The organism is Chryseobacterium herbae (assembly GCF_025154075.1).
In the GTDB taxonomy this organism is placed as follows: Bacteria; Bacteroidota; Bacteroidia; order Flavobacteriales; family Weeksellaceae; genus Chryseobacterium; species Chryseobacterium herbae.
The window spans coordinates 597,179-613,558 of sequence record NZ_JAOAMU010000002.1 but is presented as its reverse complement, the minus strand read 5'-3'; the positions used below and the strand labels follow the sequence as shown (position 1 = coordinate 613,558).

The 16,380-nt window shown below is 39.2% G+C and carries 13 protein-coding genes; 5 read left to right on the top strand and 8 right to left on the bottom strand.

What is annotated here, in order from left to right:
• Nucleotides 1-213: 213 nt before the first annotated feature.
• The 3 genes from N0B48_RS08855 to N0B48_RS08845 form a co-directional block, all read right to left on the bottom strand.
• Nucleotides 214-1,131 (bottom strand): AraC family transcriptional regulator, encoded by a 918-nt coding sequence (locus N0B48_RS08855; protein ID WP_259838333.1) that lies wholly within the window; start codon nt 1,129-1,131, stop codon nt 214-216.
• Nucleotides 1,132-1,394: 263 nt separating this feature from the next.
• Nucleotides 1,395-2,189 (bottom strand): metallophosphoesterase, encoded by a 795-nt coding sequence (locus N0B48_RS08850; protein WP_259838332.1) that lies wholly within the window; start codon nt 2,187-2,189, stop codon nt 1,395-1,397.
• A 24-nt stretch (nt 2,190-2,213) separates the two neighbouring features.
• Nucleotides 2,214-3,602 carry an MFS transporter gene (locus N0B48_RS08845; protein WP_259838331.1) on the bottom strand — a complete coding sequence of 463 codons (1,389 nt, stop codon included), beginning with the start codon at nt 3,600-3,602 and terminating at the stop codon, nt 2,214-2,216.
• A gap of 142 nt (nt 3,603-3,744) precedes the next feature.
• On the opposite strand from N0B48_RS08845, the gene N0B48_RS08840 reads away from it, so the two are divergent.
• Together N0B48_RS08840 and N0B48_RS08835 are read left to right on the top strand one after the other, a co-directional pair.
• Nucleotides 3,745-4,215, top strand: a complete 471-nt coding sequence (locus tag N0B48_RS08840) for an Lrp/AsnC family transcriptional regulator (protein WP_259838329.1) — start codon at nt 3,745-3,747, stop codon at nt 4,213-4,215.
• 320 nt (nt 4,216-4,535) lie between these two features.
• Nucleotides 4,536-5,303 (top strand): methyltransferase domain-containing protein, encoded by a 768-nt coding sequence (locus N0B48_RS08835; protein WP_259838328.1) that lies wholly within the window; start codon nt 4,536-4,538, stop codon nt 5,301-5,303.
• 54 nt (nt 5,304-5,357) lie between these two features.
• Here the strand turns inward: N0B48_RS08835 and N0B48_RS08830 are convergent, their stop codons facing one another.
• The 5 genes from N0B48_RS08830 to N0B48_RS08810 form a co-directional block, all read right to left on the bottom strand.
• The gene (locus N0B48_RS08830; protein WP_259838327.1) at nt 5,358-5,873 is read right to left on the bottom strand and encodes a phage tail-like protein; all 516 of its coding nucleotides are present in this window, start codon (nt 5,871-5,873) and stop codon (nt 5,358-5,360) included.
• 17 nt (nt 5,874-5,890) lie between these two features.
• On the bottom strand, nt 5,891-6,943 hold the full coding sequence (locus N0B48_RS08825) for a phage tail-like protein (protein WP_259838326.1): 1,053 nt from the start codon (nt 6,941-6,943) through the stop codon (nt 5,891-5,893).
• Between the two features lie 339 nt (nt 6,944-7,282).
• Complete coding sequence (locus N0B48_RS08820) at nt 7,283-8,875, bottom strand: hypothetical protein (RefSeq protein ID WP_259838325.1); 1,593 nt, start codon at nt 8,873-8,875, stop codon at nt 7,283-7,285.
• Nucleotides 8,875-9,810, bottom strand: a complete 936-nt coding sequence (locus N0B48_RS08815) for a hypothetical protein (RefSeq protein WP_259838324.1) — start codon at nt 9,808-9,810, stop codon at nt 8,875-8,877. The genes N0B48_RS08820 and N0B48_RS08815 overlap by 1 nt, the downstream gene beginning before the upstream one ends.
• Before the next feature lie 3 nt (nt 9,811-9,813).
• Nucleotides 9,814-10,839: a hypothetical protein gene (locus tag N0B48_RS08810; RefSeq protein ID WP_090022847.1), complete on the bottom strand. Its 1,026-nt coding sequence runs from the start codon at nt 10,837-10,839 to the stop codon at nt 9,814-9,816.
• Between the two features lie 343 nt (nt 10,840-11,182).
• On the opposite strand from N0B48_RS08810, the gene N0B48_RS08805 reads away from it, so the two are divergent.
• The 3 genes from N0B48_RS08805 to N0B48_RS08795 all read left to right on the top strand — a co-directional run bounded on the left by N0B48_RS08805 (nt 11,183) and on the right by N0B48_RS08795 (nt 16,342).
• Complete coding sequence (locus N0B48_RS08805; RefSeq protein ID WP_259838323.1) at nt 11,183-12,358, top strand: T9SS type A sorting domain-containing protein; 1,176 nt, start codon at nt 11,183-11,185, stop codon at nt 12,356-12,358.
• A gap of 312 nt (nt 12,359-12,670) precedes the next feature.
• Nucleotides 12,671-13,195, top strand: a complete 525-nt coding sequence (locus N0B48_RS08800) for a Riean_0653 family protein (RefSeq protein WP_259838321.1) — start codon at nt 12,671-12,673, stop codon at nt 13,193-13,195.
• A gap of 21 nt (nt 13,196-13,216) precedes the next feature.
• Nucleotides 13,217-16,342, top strand: a complete 3,126-nt coding sequence (locus tag N0B48_RS08795) for a T9SS type A sorting domain-containing protein (RefSeq protein WP_259838320.1) — start codon at nt 13,217-13,219, stop codon at nt 16,340-16,342.
• Nucleotides 16,343-16,380: the final 38 nt, after the last annotated feature.

The following is a 16,380-nucleotide window of genomic DNA, read 5'->3' as shown; positions in this document are numbered from 1 at the left end:
GCAAAATTCGCCCTAAAAAAATTCAATCGAAATATTCAAAAAACTCCTTTTTTTGTCAAAAAGACTCCTTATTTGTTAAAACATCAGAAATGTCATTATTTACCTTCAATAGAATGTGTAAATAACATAATTCTATTTTTTGTATCAGAAAACTGTATTAATTTAGCAAAAAGACATCAACATTCAAACCCAAAAAACACAAAATACTGATTATCAATACAAATCATCTTTTTTATATTCCAAAGGTGACTTGCCTACATGTTTTTTAAAGAATTTACTGAAAGACGCCTGATCAGAGAATTTCAGCTGTACGGCTACGTTATTGACATTCAGGTTAGGATTTCTCAGAAGAAGTCGTGCTTCGACAGCCAGTACCTGATGGATAATATCTCTTGGTGATTTGAACATAGTCTTATTGATCACTTTAGTCAGGTATTTCCGGCTGATACAGAGCTTGTCGGCATAGAACTGCACATTATGTTCTTCTTTGAAATTTTCCCGAACCAAAGTAAAGAAACTGGTCGTCAGCTCATCCTCGCGGTGAGCCACCTGATGGGGTTTTTCGATCTTTTTAAAATAGTTGTCAATCTCATAAATCACCAGCGAAAAGTGATGCCAGATCATTTCATTGAAGTAATAATCTTCCTTTTCCGTATTGTTGAGGCTTTTCAGCTCATCAAGGTGGAAGTTCATTCTCCGGTACAGATCAGGTTCATTTCTGATAATGTGGGTAGGATCTGATGAAAGGCTTTTCAGTACATCGTTGGACTTATAGTTAAACCCGGCGTCAGAAATAAAATCTAACGAAAAAAAGATATACTTCGCTTTATAATCCTCCGAGATATGATCTACCCAGAATATTTCTGAAAATGGACAGAAAATCACATCCCCTTTCGACACATCATAGCTTTTGTCATCCAGCCTCAAACGGATACTTCCCTCCTGCACCATAAAAATACAGAAATAGTCCGAGCGGTACGGTGTATTGAGCTTGATGAGATAATTCGCCTTATCAATTTCCATGACCACAAATTCTTTTACCCTGAGATCAAACTCTACATCCTGAAGAAGTTCTTCAAAGGTGAATAGGGATACAAATTCTGAGGAGGTTTTTGTGGACTTTTTAGCCATGGAGGATGGATTAGACTGCGAAATTAGGGTATTTGAGTGAAAGGGGCAAAACCTAGTCATGGTCGGAAGAATTTTTCCTCTAACTTTTTTATTGACTATTTTTTATCGCAAAGCAAGACAAAGATTTATTTTCTTTGAATGCTATTATTAAGATAAACAAAGGCGTAGACTTATCAGTGTAAGACAAAAGCAATTCCTATTGTTGTATTTCTTACAATAAGCGAAGCGGCCTTGTTTTTCTTTAAAAAAAAACGTTTCGATTTCTACAATTCAATAATCAGTTCTTTTTCATAGCCATTGTATCTTTCATCGATATAACCATGCGGGTTACAGATAATTTCGGTTTTCCCGATGGAATATCTGCTTGGTGTATGGATGTGCCCATGAATCCAGTACAGCGGTTGATGTTCTGTGATGAAATTTTCCAGATTGGATGCATAGGCGGAAGTTACAGGATCTTCTTTATACTGCTCAGGAACAGACTTAATGCTGGGCGCGTGATGGGTAACGACAATATTTTGTGAGCCCGCAGAACTTTCCAGACTTTCTTGTAACCAAAGCTTTGAGAACTGATGAATTTTAAATGTATCAATAGTCCTCATCTTTGAATAGGAAGGATCCCGCGTGATCTTTTTATAATCGTTCATTATCGGCTGACAAATCATTCCGTAATGTAAAGGATTTCCGAAAATAGAAAAGTCCGTCCACAGCGTTGCTCCATGAAAACGAACGCCATCAATATCCACAGATTCATCTTCAAGAACAAATACATTTGATCCTTCAGAGGCCTGTTTGATTTTATTTAATGTTTTTGGATAAGAACCTTTATAATATTCATGGTTTCCCAGAACATAGATGACAGGCTTATTTTTTATTTTTGATTTGATCCATTCAATTCCTTTGGTCCCAAGATTAATATCTCCAGCCAATACGACAACGTCTGCATGATCAAAAAATAAATCAGTCGATCCGAATTCCTGATGAAGGTCGCTGATGATCTGTATTTTCATTCTGCTAAAATAAAAAGAACCGACACAATAATGCCGATCCTTTTTCATATAGTTTGTATATTTTTAATCCGTTTACGAAACCGCAATTTCCGTTTCTCTGATTTTTAAACTTTTAAAGATAAAATACAGAAGCATTCCAAGAGCCAGTAAAGCATAACCTACCAGGATGATTAAACTCAAATCTCCAACTGCGTATTTTGAAGGAAAGATCTGACTCATCAAAGTCATGAACGAAAGTCCGATCCCCGCTCCCAGAAAGTAACTAGTAGAACTCAAGCTTGATGCCACACCATAATGAGAAGGTTCCACATCCTGAATTCCCATCACCGAAAGTGCCGTAAAACAGAACGTCATTCCTATTCCTGAAATACATGCAGCACCCAATAAAACAACGGCCAGCGGATGTCCTATATACACCGCAATCAATAAAGATAAAGCTCCGGCCAGCATAAAACTCCAACCGAATACGCCCATTTGAGAAGAACTCAGTCTTTTAGAAATATAAGGCAGTACAAATTTCGCTGCCAATGCTGACATAATACTGAACGGCACAAGCATCAGTCCAGCCGAAGCCGCACTGTGGCCCATATCTTTCTGAAGCATTAATGAAATAAGAAACAGAAATCCTATGAAAAACGCTCCTAGTGTTAGGAAAACTGCATTAGAAATCATTAAAGATCGGTGCTTAAATATTTTCAGATCAATCAATGGCTGAGCTACAGACTTCAATCGAATGAATACAGCGACCAAAAGCAGAACAGCAAGCACCAGAGAACCGATGATCATTATTGGATTTTCTTTGATATGAATCAATTCATGTGTTCCGTAGGTAAGGCTTAACAGTCCCAAAACAAGCAGCATTCCAGATACCAGATCTGTTTTTTGTCCGGCCTCGCTTTTTTCATCCGCAGGTAGGTATTGGTAAGCAAAAATCAGGGTCAGTAAAAGAATAGGAACATTGATCAGGAAAACCCAGTGCCAGCTCAGATAAGTGCTGATAATTCCTCCCACTGAAAGTCCGCTTCCTGAACCAATGGCGGCAAACGAGCTGAAAACTCCAATTGCACGGTTACGTTCCTGCTCCCCTCTGAAGGTATTGGTTACAATGGATAAAGCGGAAGGCATGATCAAAGCCGCTCCCAATCCCTGAAGGGCACGGAAAATGGCTAAAACTTCAAAGCTTTGCGAAAGTCCCGCTCCCAAAGAAGTCAGCATAAAAATCAGACCTCCGATTAGGAATACTTTTTTACGCCCAATCTGGTCTGAAAGCTTTCCGCCAATGATCAGAAAACCTCCAAAAAATAATACATATAGGGTTTGCAGCCACTGCACGGTTTCTGCTCCAATATTGAACTGCTCCTGAATAGAAGGAATGGTTAAATTAATAATGGCAATATCCAAAGCCTCTACAAAAGTTCCTACCGATGCTAATATTAATATTAAATTTTTCCTTGTACTCATAGATTCAAATTTCCTGCAAAATTAATTTTAAAAGAACATATGTCAAAATTATATGTTAAATTTGGAACACATTGTTAATTTATCGTATTTTAAAAGAACAAATACACTACAACCAATCATAACAAGCTTAAAAACAGAACAAATGACCGCAGAACAATATACTCCCGACGAAAAAGACCTTTCTATCCTGCGTTTGCTGCAGAAAGACGCTAAAATGAGTGTCCGCGATATTTCGGCAAGGATCAATTTAAGCCCAACACCCACTCATGAACGGATTAAGCGGATGGAAAAACTCGGGATCATCAAAGAATACACGGCCGTGGTAGACCGTAAAAAAGTGAATAAAGGCATGATGGTAATCTGCATGATCGCTTTAAATGTTCACAATAAAAAAACAGCCGGAAAATTCATTGAAGAAGTAGGAAAACTTAAAGAGGTTGTAGAATTTTACAACATCAGCGGGGATTTTGATTTTATGTTGAAGATTCTGGCTCCGAATATGGATGACTTCCATGAGTTTTTTATCAATAAACTTTCTGAAATTGAAGGCATTGGGCAAACCAAGAGTATTTTTGTGATGAACAGTATTAAGGAAAGTGTGCAGATATTATAAAGAGGATGGAAGCGGGAAGATGGGAGATGGATGTACTTTCAGCCTATCAATAAATCCTAAGTCTTTTCATGTAAATCATTTAGCTTAATCTGAGACTCAGGCTAACTTACGTTTTCTATCCTTGTCAAGGTTTTCCAAATTCAGGCTTACTTAATAAGCTTTAAATAGTCAATAAAAACGAGAATGATTACCCTTTCTCCTTCCAGTAACTTCCCTCTTCCAACCTCCATCTTCCATTCTTTTAAGAATCTTTTAATACTTAAAATTCTTTGCTCTATTCAGTAATTGCTAAATTGAAGATCCATTTAAAATTACTGAATATGCCTTGGAATCCTGATGTTTACAATCAATTTAAAGATATCCGTTTTAAACCGTTTTACGATCTTGCCGAACTGATCACCAATGAAAAAGAAATGAAAGCAGTAGACCTGGGCTGCGGTACAGGTGAACAGACTTCTATACTTACGGACAAGTTGACTCATGCCATCTTTACAGGAATTGATTCATCTCCTGAAATGCTGGAAAAATCTCAGGCGCTGGAAAATGAACGCCTTCATTTCAGGATTGCTACCACTGAAGAAATGTTAGAGGCTGATGAAAACTGGGATCTTATTTTCAGCAATGCAGCCCTTCAGTGGTCCGACAACCATCAGAAACTTTTCCCAAAACTGATTTCCAAACTGAATACCGGCGGTCAGCTGGCTGTACAGATGCCTTATCAACCGGGAAACACCCTGAATATTATTCTTTCCGAACTGGCGACTGAAGAGCCTTTCCGTACACAGCTCAATGGCTGGAACCGTCCTTCTGCTGTGCTTACCATCGATGAATATGCACAGATCCTATTTGAGAACGGTATTGAGGATCTGAATTTATCACAGAAGGTGTATCCTATCATTGCGGAGGATCATGAAACTTTATTTAAATTTATCTCCGGATCAGCATTGATTCCTTATCTGGAAAGACTTAGCGAGGAACAACAGAAAACTTTTACTACTGAATTTAAAGCGCGTATTGAGAGAAATTTTCCGAAACTTCCTGCTATTTATGCTTTTAAAAGAATCCTCCTGTATGGAAGAAAAAAATAAAAAAGCCCTGCGTATCATTCATGCAGGGCTTTTTTGAACAGCTTGACACTGCTATTATTTCCAGTAATTCCAAACGGTTCCGTCAAAAACAGCGAATGTTTTACTGGCTGTATCGTAACAGATCATTCCCGGATACGGATTTTTCACGTTGAGATGGGGTGCAGATATTTTAGGAAGAATCATCGCTTTATCCGGCGATTCCAGAACGAGTACACCATCTGCGCTGCCGGTTTGGGTACCGATCACCACTCCATTACCGGTTTCATCCGAAGCATTAACGGTAACTGCAGATGAATTTCCGGTATCGCTCAGGGCTTTCCATGCATTATTTTCGTACACCTTTATTTTATCGTCGGATTTATCAAAAGCAAAGGTTCCATTCGCCGGGCTGCCTGTCGGAAGTCCTTGTGTGGCGGGAAGAATAATACCTTTTGTATTGGTTGGGGTGTTATTGAAATCCAAAACCGTGCTGTTGCCGTCAACCGTTTCTTTTTCTATAGCTACTTGGGCATAAAAAGTATTAAAAACTACTAATGACAGGGCTATGCTGATATTTTTTATAGGTTTCATATTATTGACAGATTAAGTTAATCATTACAGCTTCTTTCGATGCATTTCCATTGGGTTCCATTGTACAGTTTCACACAAGTGTCCTGAATATCATATACCAGCATTCCTTCTTTAGGCTCTGCAACGGCATCTCCTAACTGTGGCGTCTGACTTACATGCTGCACTCTGGTAATAACGAAGCCTTTCGTTTTTGATTCCAATGCAAGAAAACCATTGGGAATATTTTCCGGCCAGCTGGCTGTTTTCTGCTGTACCGTGATTCCCATTTTAGTAAAACCGTCCGGCGTCCCCAAAGTTGCAGGTTTGGTACAGTAATCGTCTAATTCATGAACAATTTCATCTGCGAAACCACACGCAAACTTATCTTCAGGAAGTCCGTCAGGCCACAAGGTAGGACACGAAGCTTTGGTAGCATTGGGGCCACAAAAACTGGCATTTCCAGGTAGTAACCCTGTTACCGTATCCATAGCAATGGCTATAATCTGACTGTCATTACTGAATATGGAAGTTCCTCCTCCGCTCACCTGTGCTTTCGCTATGCAATAAGCTTTTCCCAAAGGAGCTCCTACATAATTCACAAAGGGATAGGTAGTGGACTGCTGGCTGAAAGTTCCGCATATTTCCACAACACTGTATGTTCCCATGTCAATAGTAGACATTGATCCCGGAAACGTTCCCAAAAATGTAGGATCTCCCTGTGAAACCGATCCTGTAAGCGAAAGATAGGATTTTGTTCCCAGCTTCACTTTTGAATTCTTCTGACTTCCAAAAACCCCAATTATAATTGACCCTTCCGATTTCACACTTCCTGCATCTCCAATCTCCAAACTACCGTTCACCGTAATCCCTTTTACGATAAGTGAAGCTCCCGGCTGGATGATCAAAAGAGCATCCTGAGGAATCATGATATCGTTAACTAAAGTAAGGTTCCCGGTAAGGCAATAGGTTTGTCCAGGATTCATGGCCTGGCCCGTATAAACTGTACATTGCGCCCCCGCAATGCCGTAAAAAAGAGCCATTAACAAGAAAATGAATTTCCCACTAATGGCACCAAAATTTAAATTATCCATATGATTTTATAATAAATTAGTACTTTTTACATAATTTAAAGAGGGAAAAATAAAATTCTACATCACCCAACCAGTGAACAAGATGCATACCAAAGTTCGTTTTACATCCCTTATCTGCTTTGTCGTTTTTTGAATTAAACAGCTCTATTTGGCGGCATAGAAGGCACTTAAATGATGGTAAAAAAAATGATTTTATTTTTGAAAACGAAATCAATCCCTTTCAAAATCATTCTGGATTTCATTTATTTTTATCTCATAACACCAAAAAAAAGATGCATCATAATGGTGCATCTTTGGGAATTATATCCGTATTATTTTTCCCAAGGGGCACAAAACAAGCTAATGAATTGATCCGGGCTTTATATAGTTGGGAATTCTCTTTAAAGTATCTCTAAGAATCGTGTCCGAACCTCTTATTTCAAAACTTTTATCATTTAGAGAATAAAGGTGGTTCTTATAATCTTTTTTCTGATGTTTATAATAATCATTGACCGTTGAAGGATTCTCTTTATAAATAATACTGATCAAGCTGTCTATTTTCGTTTCTGGCGCTGCCTTTTTGGATACCAACCGCCAGTCGTTTTCATTTAATTCTGCATTGGGAAAGGGATTCAGGTTTACGGAAGATGGCTCCACCGCAGTTTCTAAATCTTTATTTTCCGCAGCTACAGTATCCGTATTACCGCTTTCAACGGCTACCCTATTTTCTTCCATCGGGAATCCTATCATCTTTCCACCATCAAGAAACATAATATAACCTACTGCTGAAATTGCCAACAACAGAAGAAGACTCCAGAAAGCAATTTTGTATCCGTTCAGCTTAGATCCTCTATTCTCTCTACTTTCTCCTCTGCCGAAATCCTCCAGACTATTTCCCAAAGGCTGCTTTACACTTCGCTGACTCGATGAGGATCCCATTGCACTGAATGTTCCAATATCTCTATTAAGCCTGATCTTATCTGCAAATTTCTTCCTGCTTTCCAGATGCTCTTTTTTAATATTCTCGACCTTTCCGTTTGATTTTAAAATACCGATCAGCTCATTAATTCTTCCGCTGTATTGATCAAATTCCGTATTGATCGCCGTTATTCCTTCTTTAGATTCCCGGATATTCTTTTCGTTTTCCTGGTGTCGCTTTTCATTTTGGATAATTTGTTTTTCAAGATGATCCAGAAGCTGTTTCCGGTCTTCCTTCAAAGTTTCTTTTTCTAATTCCAGATCCCGAATATAGCTGGTAAGTGCTTTTGATTTTTCTTCATGACATTTTTGAATTTCCCGGTCGAAACCATTCATGTCTACAATTTTAAAAATCCCTTTCTGCTTTACAAATTCAGCCACTTCATGGCTCTCAGTAAAATAAATCATTTCATATGAATTCAACAGATCAACTGCCTTGCTGAAATGCTGCTGGAGCTGTGATGAATGGGTCTCACTGTAAACCATCAGATAATTATTACTCATCTGAGCTGGACCTAAATCTCCCAATTCCCTCATATTTAAGCTGATCTTATCATAATCCTTTGGCAGATCTACGGAAAATTTATCGGAATGATTAGTGACAATGACACCTTCTGACACATTGTGCGCTTCCAGATGTTGGTGAAATTCATCCAGAACATTAATGATCAGGCTTTCAGAAGCTATTTTATCGACAAAAATCAGACTTGCCCCTATAAATGTGCCGCCCCGCTGTGAATTCTGTTCCTTTGCAAATGTATATATTGCGTAAGAAATCAGGGATGATGAGCCAGCCGGTTCCTTGCGTATTCCATAGATTTTAGTTCCCGGAAAAAGCTTTATGGCATCTGTTTTTAAATCAAATGTTTTAATATGCCTGACTACATCTGCATTCCCTCCTAAAAAATAAGACTGACGGAAGCCGTTCGGATTTCCAAAAGTTCCGAATGCAGAAAAAAAGTAAGTAGTACTCATCAGCTTGTAAAACTAAATTTTAAACGTTCCCAAAATGTCCCCTCATAATCCAGATCATAGCCTGTAATGCTTCTGTAAAGCCATTTAGACAAAACTTCTGCAGTAGAAAGATTGAGCAGATTGACCCTTTCCTGCCCAACTGCATTCTGAACACTTCCGATAGTGTAATACGATTTGCTTAATCCATAAGTGTTAATCCTTTGTGCGGTCATCGGCAGACGGTCGGAAATAAAACCTTCCAATTCTTCGGCACTTTCCACATCCATCCTACCGGATTTATCCCATTTGGAAATGACAAGGACAGCATTAACGGATTTCATGTTTTTCCCCTTTCTTTCCAGTTCATCTAAAAATTCATTGATCACACTGTCTTCTTTATGGGCAGATTCGTAGCTGGTGACAATAATAAATGTAATAGGCACATTCGCATTAAGGAAAGATTCTATGCTGCTGTGATAGCTGCCTCCCCTTCTGATTTCATTATGATTCTCTCCTGAAGTTTCAAGGAATGTAAGGTCGATCGGAACTACCTTTTTAGATCTGTTATTGGGTTCAAAAACCAAATCAAGACGGGTAACCTGGTCCCTCGTTGACCTGCCCGGCAAAATCCCCTGCCTGATATTTTCAAAAAAATCAGATAACAGAACATTGGCTTCTTTCGTATTGGGCGTTCCAAGTTTTGGTCTCAGTACTCCTGCATGAGATTTCAGATAATACAGCATAGAAGACAGGATCACTGATTTTCCTGATTCAGAGGTTCCGAAGAAAAATACAAAGTTGCTTTCTTTATTCTTGATATCGTTTGAAATGGTTCTGGCGATGGGAACAAAATCTTCCTGGATCTTCTGCTCATTATCAAAGGAAAGAGGTTTCAGCATTTCTTCAGCTTCCTGATCAAAGGATAATGGTTTAAATTTTTCGTTAAAATTTTCCATGTTTTAGTTATTAGGAATTAAAGTATTACCGCTTCTTTTGTTATTGAATACACTGCCTCTGTTGTTTCTGTTATTATCCGGTCCCGTTACCAGTAAAATAATAATCACGATGACGAAATCCAATAAAATACATCCTGCCAGCACCACAAACTGATACATTCCAAAGTGTTTGATGGCATGCTCAAAAGCAAACCCAATCTTTCCTACTTCCTGGGTCTGTGAAACGATTGGCTCAAAATGGATCTTTTCATTTCCTAAAACATTCTGAGCCCTGCTTCCTAATTTGTTGTATTCGGCAAGAGATTCATCAATGACTCCTTGCGAGAGGTCGTCTTTTTCCTTTTTGGACAATAAGAGCAGGTTCTGAATATTTTTATTCCATTTTAAGGCTGCGTTATTAAGATCTGTTTTCAAAGCTCTTTCTTCCGGAGAGAGATCCGAGATCATATTATCAATCTGGTGTCCCATTCTTTCAGAGAGATCTTCGTAGTCACTTCCTACCGGTGTCAGAAGATCTACTTTCTGCCCGGTCAGTTTTTCAATATCCCTGATAAGTGATTGTGCACGGGTTCCGATTCCTTTATTTCCCGGATCTTTAATCTGCTCCATTAATTGCTTTTTCTTGATCTCAATATTCTGAGTCGTGATTTTGTTGTATTTATAGCTCAGCTTTGATTCCACATCATTTTCCAGTGCCATAAAGCTTTTATTGATTTCCCTGAGTTCATCGGTATAAATATCCGTTTTCATAAATCTGGTGTACAATGCATTAAAGTTGGCAATGAAACAGAAGGAGGCGATAAATACATAGATTCCTACCAAACTTCCCGTAGGTTTGCCTTCCAGTTTGGCATTCCTGAGCATCCAACACAGAAATAAGAGTAAAAGGGACAGTACCAAGGCGATTACAAATGATGCAGGTCCAAATATCTGCTGAAGCCCGAGCCAGGTCTGATAAAAGCTTACACTGATCAGCAATAAAGCAAGAATTCCTAAGAAGAGGTCTGCCGGAGTTGTTTTTTTATTCATAATGTTTGAGTTATTGTTTTCGTTTTATAATGCCCGAAACTACAAACAACCGCAAGAGAAAAATTACGGGAAGCCGTAAACCCTTCTTTTTCTTATGGGAAACAAAAAATAATTACAGAAACCTGAAACGACAGAAAAGTCTCTATTAAAAAGGGTCTCCTGATATTTAGATTTTACAAATAAAAGCTATAGAAATTACAAATAATACAAACTATTCCTTTTATCATTGAATTTTAATCATTGAAATAATAAATTAAAGTCACATAAACGTGATTAATGTCGATTTTGGATTATATTATTTCATACATTAGTGATAACTAAAAACCACCAAAATTCAATATTTATGAAAACATCACTATTATCCATGAAAAATGGTCTGGCAGCTGCCATGTTGCTATTAACAGGAATCGCAAGCGCACAACAGTGGCAAGTTACCGGAAACGGGGGGATTACGCCAGCCAATTATGCCGGCACCGTAGATCCAAGGGCCTTTTTTCTAAGAACCAATGGAGCTTCTTCCAATCCTGGACAGGCTATCCTTAACGAAGCCGGTTCGTTTATCGTTGACGGAGTGAATAACTCGAATGTAGCGAAAGTAAAAGGAAGTATCGTGAACGGTATTTCTAATGTGCTGGGCGCACAGGCCGGCAGTTCCCTGGTGAGCGGCTGGGAAAATGATCTGAGCAATGGCGGAGGGGCGAATATTATCGGCGGACAGGCCAATGTCGTTATGAATAATGCCGGAAAGTCTGTAGCCTTGGGCTGGAAAAATATTATCAGAAACTCTAACCAGTTTGCATTAGGTGTAGGGATTGACCTTAAAGATGTGTATTCCGGCGGATTCGGAATTGATCTTGCGGCTACGGGAAACCGTTCTTTTGTGATCGGATCCGGAACCGGAGGAGTAAAACTGACGAATAATATTCCACTATCCATTATGTTTGGCTTATCTCCTACAGCTACGATGCTGATCAAGGATAAAAGTGTTGGGATTCTTACCCTATCTCCTACTGCCAATTTCCATACGGTAGGAACGGTAAGGCATGAGAATCTGCCTACAGGAAGCGGAAATGCTCTGGTTGTAGATGCCAGTGGAAACGTCATGGTTTCCAGTACTCCGCTTAACAAAACAGCATCTTCTGACGAAACCATCATGCAGCTGGAAGACCGCATTAAAAATCTCGAAAACACAGTGGAAGAACTAAAACAGTTGTTATTGAATAAGAGCGGTTTATCATCAGACCTTTCGTCATCGGATGTAGCCCAACTTTCTCAAAATGTTCCCAATCCCACCAAAAACGGAACAAGCATCAGCTACTATCTTCCCAATCAAGCAAAAACAGCTTCCATTGAAGTTTACAATATCTCCGGTCAGCTGGTAAAATCTCTTCCTCTCCGTGAAAGAGGAAACGGTACGGTTACCCTTTCAGGCTCCGAACTGCCATCCGGTATGTACGTTTATAAAATGACGACAGACGGAAAAGTAATGGGCTCTAAAAAGATGGTTATCCGGGATTAAATTCTTGATACATTATTTTCAAAAAAGGCAGTCGATGAGATTTATATTTCATCGGCTGTTTTTTTGTTTAGTTTCTCTGAAATGGATCAGACTTATTGATCTAACAACGCTCCTGTTAATTCCCACAATATGAGACAATAAAGAAAAAATTTCAATGTAAATAAATTTAATACGTATCATTTTTCCAGCAACAAAGGGCCAAAAGCTAAATATTTTTATATCTTTAAAAAATATTTCCCTTATGAATGAAATTTAATTTTAACAGATTCGTGGAATGCTTTACATTTAACTCATAATATAACTCTAAAAGCTATGAAGAGCTTTGTGCTAGCTATTTCTCTACTAGGAATTTTATCCTCATGCAAAGACAAAGACCGTGATTCTGACTCTACAACACTTCCCCAGGCTACACAAACCGGCGCAGATACAGGCGGAGCACTTGTAAACGGTACAATATGGGTTTCCAGAATTGAAAAATCCACGGTTGCCGCACTGGGAAACAATACCACCTATGCATTTGTGAACAATGAATATTCACTGAAAATCCATTTAAGAAATGCTGAAAACCCAAGCGGAAATACGATTCAGCTCATGCTGGTGAGCGGTCAGGATTTCGGGATTGGAGACTATCCGTTAAACGAAAACGATCATGGACTGTACTATGATTCGTCTAAAATCTATGCTACGGATCATGAAAACATCGGCACCTTATCCATCACCCAATTTGACAAAGCCAATAAAATCATTTCAGGAACCTTCAGCTTTAAAGCCAAATACTATTACGACGGAGAAACGGTAACTGTTACTGACGGCCGTTTCGACAGAAAATATCAATAATTTTTTTCAACTAATACCTTTATGAAAACAAAAGTTTTTCTCTTTATTGTATCCTTATCGGGATTCATTGGTTTCGGCCAGACCAAAAAAGTCATCCCCAGGGTCCGGGATATCCAGGATAATACCTTGCAATCTGTTTTTGCCAATCTGGAAAAGGACAGAATTCCAAATGGCCTCCTGCTGGATGCAGCCATAGAATTCGCCAATCTTAAAAAATATGACGGGACGATGCCTGACAGCTCATATACGAGCTCTAAACTGGTGGCGGATATCTACAACACGGTCCTTATGAGCCGTCTTTCTGCCAACGCCCCTATTACTCACACTTCCGATGATCTTGTTTCGCAATGGAGATCAGAACAACAGATGGATATTGTACCTCTTGCAGGTGTTTTCTACAAGTACAGCCAGTTTTCACAGGCTACCCAGCAGAATGCCCAAAATACGGGAGATCCGGGTACTTTAACCGTGAACAATGGTGCTGTACAGGATAAATACGTGAACGGCGTATGGCAAAATCCATATGAAGAAAAGTATGTGCTTGCACTTTCTCCTTCCGTATCTTCTCACAATAAGCTTAATTTTAAGATTAAACTTCCCAACAATCTGTTTCTCACCAACCAAACTTCGCAGATTCAGAAAATAGAATATAAGCTAAGTGATCAGCTGCCTTATGAGCTATTGCCTTACAACCAACTGATTAATGTAAGCTATACAGCACTGGGAACGTATCACTGGACCTTCAAGCTTACGCTTAATTCCGGGGAAATATTGTATACGCATACCCAGTTTACCATCAATGGGGACATGGGGAAATATGTGGATACGGCAATGGAATCTAAAAACACGAACTTAGGTCAATACACTAAGAACGTAATTTTTAATGGTAACAACAGAGCTACGATGTACATCAAGCTTGCTCCGGGACATACCCAAATTACCAAACCGCTTATCGTAGCAGAAGGTTTTGATATGGGTGCCATTGTTGCTCCAACGCAGGAAGCAGGTCTTACTAATATTGATACATTTATTTCAAGCCTTTGGGGAGGATCCTCTTCACTGTATTTTGATATTAATAACGGTTATGATATCATCTATGTAGACTGGAATAACGGTGTAGATTATATACAGAATAATGCAGCCCTGCTTTCAACGGCTATCCAATGGGTGAATGCAAAGAAGTCCGGAATGGAGCCTAATGTAGTGATCGGGCAAAGTATGGGTGGCCTTGTAGCTAGATATGCATTGAAAGACATGGAGCAAAAAGGAATTCCTCATGTGACCAAGCTTTTCATTTCTGATGACAGTCCGCATCTGGGTGCGAATATTCCATTGGGAATGCAGTATATGTTGATTAATGTCGCAAGAGCTTACATCAGAACTCCGCTAGTGGCCGGAATCGGAGAATTTATTGTTCCGATGTTCAATCAGGGAATTTCTATCAATGATGTTCTTACTTTGACAGATACTCCTGCTGCCAGACAGATGCTTATCAATTATGCTGACGGTAATTATCAACTTAACAATACGATCCATGACAACTGGCAAAACGAGCTTAAACTTAAAGGTTATCCTCAACTGACCAGAAATGTAGCCATATCTAACGGTAGTGAGTGCGGAACGGATCAGACTCTTTCCAATTTACTTCGTCTTTATAAAGAAACCAACAAACAGCATATGTTCTCCGATATCATAGGCGCATTGGTGGGAGTAGCTACCAACCGTCTGGATATGATTTTATTATCATCTGTACCGGGAAGCTCCAAATATGTATTTGACTTTACGGTACGTCCTATGACACAGCTTAATGCCGGAACACAGGTATACAACGGAAGCATTAAATACAAAAAGAAAGTCCTTTGGCTGATCAATGCTCAGGTCACCTTACTTGGTGGAAGCAGAACACAGCCGGGAGGTATTCTTCCTATTGATAAGTACGGAGGCGGTAAATTTAAACTGGCTCAAAACCAGCTGCCGTCTTACGTTACGGATAATCTTACGACTACTCCATTCAGCTTTATTCCTACGCCAAGTGCACTGGATTACAAATCAGGAAATACTGTTTTAACGGAGGCTGATTATCAGAGACCATTCTCTCCTATTGATGACGCTGCAAATGTTCCTTTCGCTAATTTCGTTGCAGAAAAAGTAGATGCCAATCAGGAGCATATCACTTTCAGTGCAAGAAATGGGCAGTTTATCCTGAACCAACTTTCAACGAGTACGAGTGTGCAGAATCAGAAAATCACCTCTTCTTATCTGTGCGGAACCAAAATCAAAATCGGAGGAGATGCCGCATCATGTGGAGCTACCCCTCTTACGTATACGACAGGTTTTGCGCCGTCTATCTCATGGTCTATCGTTAACGGGGCTGGTCTTGTTGATATCAACGGGTCTACCAATCTGCCTCAGATTACTTTCACGCCAAAACCATATGCCAACGGAAATGTAAGACTTCAGGCAACGCTTTCCGGAGACGGTGCCAGCAACAATGTCACAAAAGACGTATGGATAGGTGCTCCAATGGTTTATATGCAAAATTATTGTACAGACCCTAGTCAGACCATGTGTTATCTACAGGGGATTACCACTTCTTTCCCGGTAGGATCTACGATCTCTTTAAGCCTTGATGCAGCAGGATTAGACAGTTCAGACCACTCAGGAAATACCTGGGAATGGGAAAAAGTAATGGGTAATTTCAAATTTGTAAGTTCTCCTTACGTAGCCGATGTTCAAAACAACGGAAACGGAAGTAAAGGTAAGGTGGCCAATCTTCAGGCAACAGGAAGCAATAGTACTCTAGCATTTAAAGGAAGAGCCAAAAGTGCTTGTGGATGGGGTCCATGGAAATGGTTCTACTGGAATATCTATTCTTCCAGAATGATGCAGGTAGAAAACTATTTCACGATTTCTCCCAATCCTACAGACGATATCATCAATATCTCTTTACTGGATCCAGCTAACACATCTGAAATCAAAACCGATATTCAGGCTGAATTATACAACCCGACAGGAAACAGAAGCGGAAGTCTTAAACTGAATAATTTCAGAGGAACGATGTCTGCATCAGGTCTACTGCCAGGTGTATATACTTTAAAAATAATCTATAACGGAAAATCTGAAACCCACCAGATTATTAAGAAATAAAACGCATTAATAAAATGTTTTAAATATGAATGGCAGCC